Genomic DNA, 13,100 nt, shown 5'->3' with positions numbered 1-13,100 from the left:
CCAATACAAACCGCTCGTTAGCTCAGTTGTTGAGCAATGCTTCGCACTATTGGCGCGCCAGACGGCCATGTGATGGAACAAAGTCAGTGTTACTGCGCCATGGATTGATATCCAACCCACCCCGGCGGGTATAGCGTGCGTACACCGTCAGGCTTTGTGGTTGGCAGTAGCGCAGCAAATCGTTAAAGATGCGTTCGACACATTGTTCGTGGAATTCATTGTGATGACGGAAGGACACCAGATAACGCAGCAGCGCCTCGCGATCGATCTGCGCGCCGCGATAATGAATTTGCACCGAACCCCAATCCGGTTGGTTGGTGATCAGGCAATTGGACTTTAACAGATGGCTGACCAACCGTTCTTCCACCTGCTGGGAACCGGCGGCATTTTGCAGGTAATCGGCATTGAATTCGTAGTTATCGATGCGGATGTCCTGATGATCGATACATTCACCCTCTAACCGGGCGATTGGACTGCCTTCCAGTTGATCGACGCGGAACAATGAGACGCTGACCTCGCCCTGCGCGCAGGCGGACAGATCGCGTTGCAGGGTGTTGCGTACCGCCTCCCAATCGCTGAACGGGGTTTGGTTAAAGCTGTTGAGGTAAAGTTTGAAGCTTTTGGATTCGATCAGGTTGATGCTGTCGGCATTAAGGCTGATCTCGCCGACGGCGACCTGCGGCAGACCGTTATCGTTCAGCCAGGAGAGTTCATACAGCGTCCAGATATCGGCACCGTGGAACGGCAGGGTGTCCGGATATAATCCCAGCGGCTCGCGGTTCATACTGCGCGGCACCGCCTGTAGCAGCGTGGCGTCGTAATGGTCGCGGTACGCGGTAGCTTTACCCAGCGTTAGCGCCGACAGGGCATGGTGGTCTTGATATGAGGACATCTGCTGTCACCTTGGTGAGAGATAGGTACAATGGTCGCCAGTTTACCGTATGCGAGAAAAAATATGGACCATGATGTACCGCACGCCCTGCGTGAATTCACCCAGCGTTATGTTGAGCTTTGGCAACAAGAGCGTGGTCATGCCCCAGCCAGCCAGGATCTGTACGGCGTACCGTCGCCTTGTCTGGTAGAAAATCGCGATGATGAAGTGCTGTGGTTGCCGCAGCCGTTTACCCCGGCGGCAACGCTGGAAAAGGTAGAGACGGCGCTCGAGCTGCGTTTACAGCCGGACATCAACCTGTTTTATACCCAGCAATATGCAGGCGACATGAGCGCGCAGTTCGGTGAGAACTATGTGACCCTGTTGCAGGTGTGGAGCGAGGACGATTTTATTCGCCTGCAGGAAAACCTGATCGGCCATCTGGTGACGCAAAAACGCCTGAAGCTGTCGCCGACGCTGTTCCTGGCAACCACCGAATCAGAAATGACCATGGTCTCGCTGTGTAACGTCAGCGGCAATGTGGTGCTGGAGCAGTTTGGCAGTGATAAACGCACTTTGCTGGCGGCTTCGTTGGGCAATTTCCTCGATGCATTGCGCCCGACGTTGGGTGTTCGAGGCCAATTACAGCGAGATCCGTGTGCGAGATCTCTCACACGGACTGTGAGAGATCGCTTTTAATTTTCCCCTCTCATTGGCTTGCATGGGGTTTATTGTTATCCAGATCAATTGGTTAGATTTTCTTTAGGATAACTCTTAGCGTTAATTTCCTGTCGGCCAGCCAGTAAGCCCTTGTGAACCCGGGATAATTAAGCGATCTTATGTTCACCGGAAGGGATACGGTGGAGCTGGAAAGCATCAGGATGATGCAGCTTCAGGATGAAGAAGTGGATGCGCTCAGTGAAGAGCGGAGGACGGCGTCAGGAGATGCCAGGATGTTTCAGGATTGAAACCAGGGACACCTCCAGGATGGAGATTGAGAGCCGGCACAGGATGGTTGGCGGGTCATGAAGACTGAGGAACCGCGTCAGGATGATGCTACAGGATAGAGCCAGGATGGTTTTGGTCAGGATGGCCGCAGGAAAAGTTTTCAAGGATTGAGCAGGGAGCACACTGTGTAGCGGGACTGCTATAAAACGAACCGAGGGCACTGTTAGCGCAGTGCCCTCAACTTTTTATACAAGGTCAAGTTTTAAGCATCCAGGATGCTTACCCCTGCTCAAATTCATCTCAATTGTTAACCAATCGCCCCCAGCGTATCGCCATTGCCCTGCTTTTTCGGCAGCAGGAACAGCGTGGCGTAGATATCCAGTAGATAAATAGCTGCCAGCAGGCTGATAGCCGCAGTGAAGGAAACCTGAGTCACCAGGGCGCCGATCACCAATGGCCCCAGCCCACCGACGCCACGCCCCAGATTAAACAGGATGTTTTGCGCAGTGGCGCGTGCCTGAACCGGATAGGTATCGGAAATCAACGCGCCGTAGCCACCAATCATGCCGTTCACGAACAACCCCATCAGCGCGCCGGCAAACAGCATCAGCGTGGGGTCGCTAAGTTGTGCATAGACAACCACCATCACCACCGCACCGATCTGATAGCAGATAAAAATCTTCCAGCGGGTGAAGCGATCGGCCAACACGCCAAACAGCCAGATACCGAACGTCATGCCGATCACCGTGACCGCAGTCCACAGACCTGACTTAGTCAGGGAGAAACCGAAGTTTTTTGCCAGGTAAGTCGGCATCCAAATCATCAGCCCGTAATAACCGAAGTTCTGCACCGAGCACAAAATAAAAATGCCGATGCTGGCTTTGCTGGTAGCCCGGTCTTTGAACAGTAGCCGCACACGCTGAGTGAACGACAGTTGCTGGCCGCTGTTTTGCTGGCGGACAAACTCTTCCGGTTCACCCAGAGTGCGGCGGATCAGGAATGACACCAGCGCCGGCAGCAGCCCGACCAGGAACATGCCACGCCAGCCGATATGCGTCAGCAACAGTGGGGTGAGGAAGGCGGCCGCCAGCACGCCAAGCTGCCAGCCCATGCCCACATAGGCCGAGGCGCGATTGCGTTTCTCCGCCGGCCAGGCCTCGGCGATCAGCGCCATGCCGATACCAAATTCACCACCGAGCCCGATGCCCGCCAGTGTGCGGTAGGCGAGCAAATCCCAGTAGCCCTGTGCCAACGCGCACAGACCGGTAAACAATGAGAACATCAGGATAGTGATGGTCAGCACCCGGATACGACCAAAGCGATCGCTGAGGTGGCCGAAAATCACGCCGCCCAGTACGGCACCGATTAACGTCCAGGTAACCAGTGAACCGGCGGCGGAGGAGCTTAGCCCCATTTCAATACTGATGGCTGGCAGCATAAAGCCGAGGATCAGCAGGTCAAAGCCGTCCATGGCGTAGCCGGTGACCGAAGCCAGCATGGCTTTGCCAGGCGTGGCGTGATTTTTTGTCGGTGTGATTGCGGGCATCTGTCTAATCTGTGTGGTTTATTCGGTGAACTTATTGTGCCGTGTGGCCGTACCGGCCACCAGTTCAAATGTATCCATGCCATCAATTCAGCTGGATTTGGGCTATAAAAAGTAAAATGCTATGCTTTGCCGCCTTTCAGCCGTGCCGCTGAATATCATGGTTTAAACAGATCGGGAATGCAGATGAGTATACAAAATCAGGTTCGCCATAGTTTGCAGGCGATTGAACAGTCAATGCGAGAGTTGGCGCTGTGGCAAGCCATGCCGCCCGAGCCTGAAGCCTTCGCCAGCCCCGAGCCGTTTTGCATAGACAGCATGTCGGCCGAAGCCTGGCTACAGTGGGTCTTTCTGCCTCGCATGTACGCGTTGCTGGATGCGGGAGCGCCGCTGCCGACGCGTTTTGCTATCACGCCTTACTTTGAAGAGGCGTTGAAAGATAATGATCCCAACTGCATGCCGCTGTTGGTGCTGTTGCAGCGCCTGGATCAAATGCTGAATAAAGAGCCGCAATAATGCTTGAGATTCTTTATCAGGATGAGCATTTGGTGGCGGTGAACAAACCTTCTGGGTGGTTGGTACACCGCAGTTGGCTGGATCGTCATGAAACCCAGTTTGTGATGCAGACCGTGCGCGATCAAATTGGCCAGCACGTATATACCGTGCACCGCCTCGATAGACCGACCTCCGGGGTGCTGTTGATGGCGCTGTCCAGCGAGGTGGCACGGCTGCTGTCGCAGCAGTTTGAACAGCATCAGATGCAGAAAACCTACCATGCAGTGGTGCGTGGTTACGTGCTGGAAGGCGCTACCATCGACTATCCGTTGACGGAAGAGCTGGACAAGATCGCCGACAAGTTTGCTTCGAAGGACAAAGGTCCACAGCCGGCAGTCACTCATTATCGACCGTTGGCACAGGTTGAGATGCCGGTGGCGATTGGCCGTTATGACAGTGCGCGCTACAGCCTGGTTGAACTGAAGCCGGAAAATGGCCGCAAGCACCAGTTACGCCGCCATATGGTACATATCCGCCATCCGATCATTGGCGACAGTAAACACGGCGATCTGAACCAGAACCGGGGTATGGCCCAGCATTTTGGCTGCCCGCGCCTGATGCTGCACGCCAGTCACCTGCAACTGAATCATCCGGTAACCGGTGAGCCGCTGCATCTTTCCGCGCGCTGGGATGAACGCTGGCAGGGCGTCATGTCACAGTTTGGCTGGACAGAGAGTATCCCTGAGCTTGCCAGGGTTGAGTTTCCCCCGGCTTGCGGTCAGGATAACTGATCATTTTCAAAGGTATTGAAGGGAGTAGGGGCAATGGCTCAGGTTGGAATCTTCGTGGGAACGGTCTACGGCAACGCATTATTGGTGGCGGAAGAAGCTGAAACTATCCTCAGCGAGCAGGGCCATGAGGTCAAACTGTTTGAAGAGGGTACGCTTGAGGCCTGGCAGTTTTACCGCCAGCACCATGCGCTGGTGATCACCTCAACTACGGGCCAGGGCGATTTGCCGGACAGCATTGCGCCGCTGTTCCACGCCATCCGTGACCAGGTCGGCTACCAACCTGAGCTGCGCTATGGGTTGATCGCGCTGGGTGACAGCAGCTATGACAATTTCTGCGGTGCCGGGCGTGCGTTTGATGCACTGTTGCAGGAGCAGGGTGCCACCCGCGTGGGTGAGGTGCTGGAAATCGATGCGATGGAACAGCCGGAGCCGGAAGTGGTTTCTTGCCCATGGGTCGAGAAATGGGGCACGTTGCTGAAATAGATTTACCCGTCGCCTGTAGGGGGCGAATATATTTGCCCCGATGAATACGGGCGCAGTATGCTGCGCCCGTAAAATCTGTAGTATCAGTTCGCTGAACCCTTATTTACCGCGGGTCAGTTTTTCCAGATCGGATTCGATCTCGGCAATCTTGTGGGAGACCACGCCTTCCAGATGACGCAGGTCATCAAGAATTTTGCGCTTCAGATCCACTTCCACCTGATCGCGCTGGCATAGCTGATCCAGCTCATCAATGACGTAACGCAGATTCGGGTTAATTTCGTGGATTTCTTTGTAACCCTGGCCGGCGTTGTCCGCCACTACCGTTTTGCGTTGGCGCGGATATTTGAATTTCACGCTCTTGGCAAAGAACTCGCCTTTATCCTTGCGGAAATAAATCTTAAGAATGTCGTTATTGGCCTCCTGACGCAGGCTATAGCGATCGACATCTTCCGGTTGATTGATTCCTAAGCTTTTCAGGTTGTCATACATAATAGCGCCACCTTATAAATAGACTATATTCCACGGTCTGGGATTATGGCGAATAACCGCGCCAGAGACTGTGACTGCTCACGTAATGAAGATAAAAAAATGGCGGGTGATTAACCCGCCATGTCTATTTTAGTCGATGGTGCGTAATAACTCATTAATGCCGACTTTACCGCGCGTCTTGGCATCGACTTTCTTGACGATGACTGCGCAATACAGACTGTAAGAGCCATCTTTGGACGGCAGGTTACCGGAAACCACCACCGAACCGGCCGGCACGCGGCCGTAGTGCACTTCGCCGGTTTCACGGTCGTAAATGCGGGTGCTCTGGCCCAGGTATACACCCATGGAGATCACTGAACCTTCTTCCACGATCACGCCTTCAACCACTTCTGAACGTGCGCCGATAAAGCAGTTGTCTTCAATGATGGTCGGGTTGGCCTGCAGTGGCTCCAGTACGCCACCGATGCCGACGCCGCCGGACAGGTGAACGTTTTTACCGATCTGCGCACAAGAGCCGACGGTGGCCCAGGTATCCACCATGCTGCCTTCGTCAACGTAGGCACCGATGTTCACATAGGATGGCATCAGCACGGTATTGCGGGCGATGAACGCACCCTGGCGTACGGTGGCTGGCGGTACTACGCGGAAGCCTTCTTTCTGGAAGCGCGCTTCGTCGTAATCAGCGAACTTCATCGGCACCTTGTCGTAATAACGGGTTTCGGCACCGTCCATCACTTTGTTGTCATTGATGCGGAAAGAAAGCAGCACGGCCTTTTTCAGCCACTGATGCGTTACCCACTGACCGTCAATTTTCTCGGCAACGCGCAGGGCGCCGCTGTCCAGCAGGCCGATCACTTGGTTTACCGCTTCGCGCGTTACGGTGTCTGCGTTCGCCGGGGTGATTTCCGCACGGCGTTCGAAGGCGTTTTCAATAACGTTTTGTAATTGCTGCATGCTGTTCTCTGTCCTGATGTTGTCTACGAAAAGGTTACTTGTATCACATTTTATCGTTTGGATTGAGGGCCTCTGTCAACCGTTGTTCCAACTTTCTGCGCGTTTCCGGGTTAAGGGCGCGTCGATCGCTGTCGGCCAGAATAAATAAATCCTCAACCCGCTCGCCGATAGTGGAGATGCGTGCGCCATGCAGCGACAGGTCCAGATCGGCGAACACTTCACCCACCCGGGCCAGCAGGCCAGGTTGGTCGAGTGCGGTCAGTTCCAGATAGCTGCGGCGGTCGGTATGGGTCGGCAGGAAGCTGACTTCGGTCGGCACGCTGAAATGGCGCAGCTTGGAAGACGGCCTGCGCACGCGCGGCGGCTGATACTCCCGTTGGGTAATGGCCTGCACCAGCGCGTGGCGGATCGCCGTGTGACGATCCTGAGCCAGCGGGCTGCCGTCCGGTTCCAGCACGATAAATGTATCCATCGCCATGCCGTCGCGGTTAGTGAAGATCTGCGCGTCATGTACGCTTAGGTTGCGGCGATCCATCTCGCCGGCCACGGCGGCAAACAGGTACGGGCGGTCCGGGCTCCAGATGAAAATTTCGGTGCCACCGCGCGTTGCCTGTCGGCTGACCAGCACCAGCGGTTTGGTGGAGTCATGGGCCAGCAAATGACGGGCGTGCCAGGCCAGCTGATTGGGCGAGTGGCGCAGGAAGTAATCGGCGCGGCAGCGGCTCCAGATGCGGTGCAACGCTTCTTCGTCGATATTGTCCATGCGCAGTAGTGCCAACGCCTGCAGGCGATGATGACGCACGCGTTCGCGCAGGTCCGGGCTATTTTGCATGCCGCGGCGCAGCTGTTTTTCGGTGGCGAAGTACAGTTCACGCAACAGGCTCTGCTTCCAACTGTTCCACAAGGTTTCGTTGGTGGCGCAGATATCTGCCACCGTCAGGCAGACCAGATAACGCAGGCGGGTCTCGCTCTGCACTTCGGCACTGAATTGCTGAATAACGGTCGGATCCTGGATATCGCGGCGTTGGGCGGTCACCGACATCAGCAGATGACAGCGCACCAGCCAGGCGACCAGTTGGGCTTCGCGGGAGTTCAAACCATGCAGTGCTGCGAACTCCAGTGCATCTTCCGCGCCGAGGATCGAGTGGTCTCCACCGCGCCCTTTGGCGATATCGTGGAACAGGGCGGCCAGCAGCAGCAGTTCCGGATTCGGCAGGCGGGGATACAGCTCGACACACAGTGGATGACGCGGTCGCGTTTCGGCATCGGCAAAGCTTTCCAGCTTCTGCAAGACACGAACGGTGTGTTCGTCAACGGTGTAGGCGTGGAACAGGTCGAACTGCATTTGCCCGACGATCTTGCCCCACTGTGGCATATAGGCCCACAGTACGCTGTGGCGATGCATCGGCACCAATGCCCGAGAAACCGCGCCTGGATGGCGCAGAATGGCCATAAACAGCTCACGCGCTTCCGGAATAGTGCACAGCGGCTGCTTCAGATGGCGACGGGCGTGGCGCAGTTGGCGCACGGTAGTGGAATAAATACCTTTGATTTCACGGTTGCGGACCATCAGGTAGAACATCCGCATGATGGCTTCGGGCTGACGGATGAACAGCGTCTCATCACGCAGATCGATCAAATCACCGCGCAGTTGGAAATCATCGTTCAACGGCCGCGGTTTTTCCGTGGCATCCAATGCCAGAATGGCCTCGTCGAACAACTGCAGCAGCATGTGATTCAATTCACCGACGCGGCGCGTCATGCGATAAAAATCCTTCATCATGCGTTCAACCGGTTCGTTGCCTTCCCCCTCATAACGCAGCAACTGTGCCACGTTGAGCTGGCGATCGAACAGCAGGCGGTTGTCGTAGCGTGGTAACACCAGGTGCAGTGCGAAACGGATACGCCACAGGAAGCTCTGGCATTCGTTCAGTTCGTTGCGTTCAGCCTGGGTGAGAAAGCCGAAACCGACCATTTCGTCCAGCGAGGTAGCGCCAAAATGACGACGCGCCACCCACAGCAGCGTGTGAATATCGCGCAGGCCGCCGGGGCTGCTCTTGATATCCGGCTCCAGGTTGTAGCTGGTGCCGTGGTATCGCTGATGGCGTTCCTGTTGCTCAACCACCTTGGCGTGGAAAAATTGCGGCGAGGGCCAGAAACCATCGCTGAAAATATGTTTTTGCATTTGCAGGAACAGCGCGACATCGCCGCAGATCATCCGCGACTCAATCAGGTTGGTGGCGACGGTCAGATCCGCCAGGCCTTCCAGCAGGCATTCTTCCAGCGTTCGCACGCTGTGGCCCACCTCCAGCTTCAGATCCCACAGCAGGGTGATAAATTCCCCCACGCGTTGGGATTGTTGTTCATTCAGGCGGCGCTGGCTGAGCACCAGCACGTCAATGTCCGAGAGCGGGTGTAGCTCGCCACGGCCATAGCCACCGACGGCAACCAGCGCGGTTTCCGGGATATCCTCAAAGCCATGGTAGATCCACAGACGGCGCAGCAGGCGGTCGATAAAGTCGCTGCGGGCGGCCACCAGGCTTTCGGCGCTGGAGCCGGCGTTGAATGCCGCCGCCAGCCACAGCTGGAACTGTTCAAGGCGCTGTTTTAGCGCGATGCAGTTGATCTCCTCATCGCCATAGGCGTTGGGATATTCAGGCTGCTCCGGCACGGCCTGTTGCACAATGACCGAGGTGTCTTGTTGGGGAAAGTTTTCAGACATAATACGCAGCCCATAAAAAAGGCCGGCAAAAGCCGGCCTGTGACATCATGCATCGCGGCAAAACGCCGCGGCGCTTACATCTCGTGCGTAATGATGTTGGGGATGGTGTCATCCTTGCGCAACGTCATTATCTCGCAGCCGTTATCTGTGACCACAATAGTATGCTCATACTGCGCCGACAAGCTGCGATCCTTAGTTTTTACCGTCCAGCCATCTTTCATGGTGCGGATGCGGTAATCACCGGCGTTGACCATCGGCTCGATAGTGAAGGCCATACCGGCTTGCAACACCACGCCACCGTCGTCAGCGTCATAGTGCAGTACCTGTGGTTCCTCGTGGAACACTTCGCCAATGCCGTGGCCGCAGTACTCGCGCACCACCGAGAAATTCTCGGCTTCGACGAATTTCTGGATCTCTTTACCCAGGGTTCGCAGACGGATGCCCGGCTTCACCATTTTCAGTGACAGGTACAGGCTTTCCTGAGTGATGCGGCACAGGCGCTCGCCCAGAATGGTCGGTTTGCCGGCGATGAACATTTTAGAGGTATCGCCGTGGAAACCGTCTTTGATCACGGTGACGTCGATATTAACGATGTCGCCGTCTTTCAGGACTTTGTCATCGCTTGGGATGCCGTGGCATACCACTTCGTTCACCGAGATACACACGGATTTCGGGAAGCCGTGGTAGCCCAGACAGGCAGAAATGGCCTGCTGCTGGTTAGTAATGTGATCGTGACAGATACGATCCAGTTCGCCGGTCGTTACGCCAGGTTTGACGTGCGGCTCAATGATTTCCAGCACTTCGGCAGCCAATCGGCCGGCCACGCGCATTTTTTGGATGTCATCAGGTGTTTTAATTGAAATTGCCATGAAATTCGTCCGCAGGTGTCGTGCTCGCCGACAACAGAAAGAAATAAGAAGCAGTCTCTTATGGTATCAGCCCGGCCTGAGGCTGCCAAATTTGATTTCTCGCCGGACTTTGGTTGGTAACAAAAGTTGGTGTCGGGGGCGGGTTTATGGTATAAAGCGCGCCGGCAGATCCGCTCTTCGTCCTTGTGATAATGACGGAAAAAGCCGAAAATACTTTAACTGCACTCACTTTGTGTAAATAACACACACGTATCGGCACATCCGCCGGGGTGCCCTGAGGTGATTTATCACCGCCAGGGTCGGCGTTATGGGATACGTGGAGGCATAACCCCAACTAACTCTATAGAGGTTTAATCATGGCAACTGTTTCCATGCGCGACATGCTCCAGGCCGGTGTACACTTTGGTCACCAAACCCGTTACTGGAACCCGAAAATGAAGCCTTTCATCTTCGGCGCACGTAACAAGGTTCACATCATCAACCTGGAAAAAACTGTACCAATGGCCAACGCAGCACTGGCTGAACTGACCAAGATCTCTTCCCGTAAAGGTAAGATCCTGTTCGTTGGTACTAAGCGCGCAGCAAGCGAAGCGGTAAAAGAATATGCTAACACCTGCGACCAGTTCTTCGTGAACCATCGCTGGTTGGGCGGCATGCTGACTAACTGGAAAACCGTTCGTCAGTCAATCAAGCGTTTGAAAGATCTGGAAATCCAGTCTCAAGATGGCACCTTTGACAAGCTGACCAAGAAAGAGGCGCTGATGCGTACTCGCGAACTGGCCAAGCTGGAAAACTCCCTGGGTGGTATCAAGGACATGGGTGGTCTGCCTGACGCACTGTTCGTCATCGATGCTGATCACGAACACATCGCGATCAAAGAAGCCAACAACCTGGGTATCCCGGTATTCTCTATCGTTGATACCAACTCCGATCCAGACGGCGTTGACTTCATCATCCCTGGTAACGACGATGCAATCCGTGCAATCAAATTGTACCTGACTGCCGTTGCTGCCGCCGTCCGTGAAGGTCGTTCTCAAGATCTGGCCGTTCAAGCGGAAGAAAGCTTCGTAGAAGCTGAATAATAAGGCAAGCTCGTCACTGAGCCCTTATTAACCAGGTATTGAATATGTTGGTTAGGGGGGCCTTTATAGGCCCCCTTTGCTTATCTGAATGAGACTGTCTCCACGCGAGATAACCGAGGAAAAAGAAATGGCTGATATTACCGCTGCTCTGGTAAAAGAACTGCGTGAGCGTACTGGCGCTGGCATGATGGATTGTAAAAAAGCTCTGGTTGAGTCTAACGGCGACATCGAGCTGGCAATCGAAAACATGCGTAAATCTGGTGCGATCAAAGCGGCGAAAAAAGCAGGCAACGTAGCTGCTGACGGCGTGATCAAAACCAAGATTGAAGGCAACTACGGTCTGATTCTGGAAGTTAACTGCCAGACTGACTTCGTAGCTAAAGATGCTGGTTTCCAGGCATTTGCTGACAAAGTGCTGGATGCTGCTTTTGCCGGCAAAATCACTGATGTTGAAGTGTTGAAAGCACAGTTCGAAGAAGAACGTGTAGCGCTGGTTGCGAAAATCGGTGAGAACATCAACATCCGTCGCGTTGCTTCCCTGGAAGGCGACGTGTTGGGTAGCTACCTGCACGGTGCGCGTATCGGCGTTCTGATCGCCGCTACAGGCGCTAGCGAAGAGCTGGTTAAGCAAATTGCCATGCACGTTGCGGCAAGCAAGCCTGAATTCGTTAAGCCTGAAGATGTGTCTGCTGAAGTGGTAGAAAAAGAGTACCAGGTTCAGTTGGACATCGCCATGCAGTCTGGCAAGCCGAAAGAAATCGCAGAGAAAATGGTTGAAGGCCGCATGAAGAAATTCACCGGCGAAGTTTCTCTGACCGGTCAGCCTTTCGTTATCGAACCAAGCAAAACCGTTGGCCAAGTGCTGAAAGAGCATAACGCTGACGTGGTTAACTTCATCCGCTTCGAAGTGGGCGAAGGCATCGCTAAAGTTGAGAACGACTTTGCTGCTGAAGTTGCAGCAATGAGCAAGCAGTCTTAATGACTGTTAATGGAGCCGCCGTCTGGCGGTTCCATTTTATCCAGCCAGAATTACACCGGTGGCAAGCCCTGTGGCATGATACACAGCACAGGCGCGTTTCATCGGCTGAAATCCCCAATACTAATACTGCTTCTTAGGACAGATCACCATGGCAACCAATGCAAAACCCGTATATCAGCGTATTCTGCTTAAACTGAGTGGCGAAGCCCTGCAAGGCGCAGAAGGTTTTGGTATCGACGCTAGCGTTTTGGATCGCATGGCTCAGGAAGTGAAAGAGCTGGTCGAACTGGGAATTCAGGTCGGTGTAGTTATTGGCGGCGGTAACCTGTTCCGCGGCGCGGGCCTGGCACAAGCCGGCATGAACCGCGTAGTGGGCGACCACATGGGAATGCTGGCTACCGTGATGAACGGACTGGCTATGCGTGATGCACTGCACCGTGCCTATGTGAACGCCCGCCTGATGTCGGCAATTCCGTTGAACGGCGTGTGCGACAACTACAGCTGGGCCGAGGCGATCAGCCTGCTGCGCAATAACCGCGTAGTGATCTTTGCCGCCGGTACCGGCAATCCGTTCTTCACCACCGATTCTGCTGCGTGCCTGCGCGGGATCGAGATCGAAGCGGATGTGGTATTGAAAGCAACTAAAGTGGATGGTGTATACTCCGCTGACCCGGTTAAAAATCCGGATGCCACACTGTACGAACATATTACCTATCAGGACGTGCTGGAGCGCGAGCTGAAAGTGATGGACCTGGCGGCATTTACGCTGGCCCGCGATCACGGTCTGCCAATCCGCGTATTCAACATGAACAAGCCAGGTGCACTGCGCCGGGTGGTAATGGGTGAAAACGAAGGCACGCTGATCGGCAAATAA

General features: G+C 54.8%; 13 protein-coding genes. 7 read left to right on the top strand and 6 right to left on the bottom strand.

Features of this window, described 5'->3' with window-relative positions; genetic code table 11:
- Nucleotides 1-46 precede the first annotated feature (46 nt).
- Nucleotides 47-892, bottom strand: a complete 846-nt coding sequence (gene queF, locus NHG65_RS20760; RefSeq protein WP_112347228.1) for an NADPH-dependent 7-cyano-7-deazaguanine reductase QueF — start codon at nt 890-892, stop codon at nt 47-49.
- Nucleotides 893-955: 63 nt separating this feature from the next.
- Here queF and syd point away from each other — a divergent pair, with 63 nt between their 5' ends.
- Nucleotides 956-1,570: a SecY-interacting protein gene (gene syd / locus NHG65_RS20755; protein WP_499182613.1), complete on the top strand. Its 615-nt coding sequence runs from the start codon at nt 956-958 to the stop codon at nt 1,568-1,570.
- A 556-nt stretch (nt 1,571-2,126) separates the two neighbouring features.
- Here the strand turns inward: syd and NHG65_RS20750 are convergent.
- Entirely contained in the window at nt 2,127-3,365 is a 1,239-nt protein-coding gene (locus tag NHG65_RS20750) for an MFS transporter (RefSeq protein WP_099065001.1), read from the bottom strand.
- 183 nt (nt 3,366-3,548) lie between these two features.
- Between NHG65_RS20750 and NHG65_RS20745 the strand changes: the two genes are divergently transcribed.
- From NHG65_RS20745 to NHG65_RS20735, 3 genes are read left to right on the top strand one after another with little or no spacing between them, the layout of a single operon-like run.
- On the top strand, nt 3,549-3,878 hold the full coding sequence (locus NHG65_RS20745; protein ID WP_165366331.1) for a YqcC family protein: 330 nt from the start codon (nt 3,549-3,551) through the stop codon (nt 3,876-3,878).
- The gene (gene truC / locus NHG65_RS20740) at nt 3,878-4,648 is read left to right on the top strand and encodes a tRNA pseudouridine(65) synthase TruC (protein WP_129937862.1); all 771 of its coding nucleotides are present in this window, start codon (nt 3,878-3,880) and stop codon (nt 4,646-4,648) included. Before NHG65_RS20745 ends, truC begins: the two co-directional genes overlap by 1 nt.
- A gap of 33 nt (nt 4,649-4,681) precedes the next feature.
- Nucleotides 4,682-5,131 carry a flavodoxin gene (locus NHG65_RS20735; protein WP_176980358.1) on the top strand — a complete coding sequence of 150 codons (450 nt, stop codon included), beginning with the start codon at nt 4,682-4,684 and terminating at the stop codon, nt 5,129-5,131.
- 99 nt (nt 5,132-5,230) lie between these two features.
- Here the strand turns inward: NHG65_RS20735 and NHG65_RS20730 are convergent, their stop codons facing one another.
- The 4 genes from NHG65_RS20730 to map all read right to left on the bottom strand — a co-directional run bounded on the left by NHG65_RS20730 (nt 5,231) and on the right by map (nt 10,165).
- Nucleotides 5,231-5,620: a DUF3461 family protein gene (locus NHG65_RS20730; RefSeq protein WP_006318690.1), complete on the bottom strand. Its 390-nt coding sequence runs from the start codon at nt 5,618-5,620 to the stop codon at nt 5,231-5,233.
- 129 nt (nt 5,621-5,749) lie between these two features.
- Nucleotides 5,750-6,574, bottom strand: a complete 825-nt coding sequence (gene dapD / locus NHG65_RS20725) for a 2,3,4,5-tetrahydropyridine-2,6-dicarboxylate N-succinyltransferase (RefSeq protein WP_085118544.1) — start codon at nt 6,572-6,574, stop codon at nt 5,750-5,752.
- Nucleotides 6,575-6,617: 43 nt separating this feature from the next.
- Entirely contained in the window at nt 6,618-9,296 is a 2,679-nt protein-coding gene (glnD, locus tag NHG65_RS20720) for a bifunctional uridylyltransferase/uridylyl-removing protein GlnD (protein WP_499182612.1), read from the bottom strand.
- Between the two features lie 74 nt (nt 9,297-9,370).
- Nucleotides 9,371-10,165 (bottom strand): type I methionyl aminopeptidase, encoded by a 795-nt coding sequence (map, locus tag NHG65_RS20715; protein WP_012146495.1) that lies wholly within the window; start codon nt 10,163-10,165, stop codon nt 9,371-9,373.
- A 356-nt stretch (nt 10,166-10,521) separates the two neighbouring features.
- Here map and rpsB point away from each other — a divergent pair, with 356 nt between their 5' ends.
- From rpsB to pyrH, 3 genes are all read left to right on the top strand, one after another.
- Nucleotides 10,522-11,247: a 30S ribosomal protein S2 gene (gene rpsB, locus NHG65_RS20710; RefSeq protein ID WP_020828365.1), complete on the top strand. Its 726-nt coding sequence runs from the start codon at nt 10,522-10,524 to the stop codon at nt 11,245-11,247.
- 127 nt (nt 11,248-11,374) lie between these two features.
- Nucleotides 11,375-12,226 (top strand): translation elongation factor Ts, encoded by an 852-nt coding sequence (gene tsf, locus NHG65_RS20705; RefSeq protein ID WP_207979368.1) that lies wholly within the window; start codon nt 11,375-11,377, stop codon nt 12,224-12,226.
- Nucleotides 12,227-12,374: 148 nt separating this feature from the next.
- Nucleotides 12,375-13,100, top strand: a complete 726-nt coding sequence (pyrH, locus tag NHG65_RS20700; protein WP_085118537.1) for a UMP kinase — start codon at nt 12,375-12,377, stop codon at nt 13,098-13,100.

This window comes from Serratia myotis (assembly GCF_027474885.1).
GTDB lineage: Bacteria > Pseudomonadota > Gammaproteobacteria > Enterobacterales > Enterobacteriaceae > Serratia > Serratia proteamaculans.
This window is presented reverse-complemented; position numbering and strand designations above follow the sequence as displayed.

Coding starts and splice junctions, on each gene's coding strand:
- queF (WP_112347228.1), bottom strand. CDS start 892: ATGTCCTCATATCAAGACCACCATGCCCTGTCGGCGCTAACGCTGGGT.
- syd (WP_499182613.1), top strand. CDS start 956: ATGGACCATGATGTACCGCACGCCCTGCGTGAATTCACCCAGCGTTAT.
- NHG65_RS20750 (WP_099065001.1), bottom strand. CDS start 3,365: ATGCCCGCAATCACACCGACAAAAAATCACGCCACGCCTGGCAAAGCC.
- NHG65_RS20745 (WP_165366331.1), top strand. CDS start 3,549: ATGAGTATACAAAATCAGGTTCGCCATAGTTTGCAGGCGATTGAACAG.
- truC (WP_129937862.1), top strand. CDS start 3,878: ATGCTTGAGATTCTTTATCAGGATGAGCATTTGGTGGCGGTGAACAAA.
- NHG65_RS20735 (WP_176980358.1), top strand. CDS start 4,682: ATGGCTCAGGTTGGAATCTTCGTGGGAACGGTCTACGGCAACGCATTA.
- NHG65_RS20730 (WP_006318690.1), bottom strand. CDS start 5,620: ATGTATGACAACCTGAAAAGCTTAGGAATCAATCAACCGGAAGATGTC.
- dapD (WP_085118544.1), bottom strand. CDS start 6,574: ATGCAGCAATTACAAAACGTTATTGAAAACGCCTTCGAACGCCGTGCG.
- glnD (WP_499182612.1), bottom strand. CDS start 9,296: ATGTCTGAAAACTTTCCCCAACAAGACACCTCGGTCATTGTGCAACAG.
- map (WP_012146495.1), bottom strand. CDS start 10,165: ATGGCAATTTCAATTAAAACACCTGATGACATCCAAAAAATGCGCGTG.
- rpsB (WP_020828365.1), top strand. CDS start 10,522: ATGGCAACTGTTTCCATGCGCGACATGCTCCAGGCCGGTGTACACTTT.
- tsf (WP_207979368.1), top strand. CDS start 11,375: ATGGCTGATATTACCGCTGCTCTGGTAAAAGAACTGCGTGAGCGTACT.
- pyrH (WP_085118537.1), top strand. CDS start 12,375: ATGGCAACCAATGCAAAACCCGTATATCAGCGTATTCTGCTTAAACTG.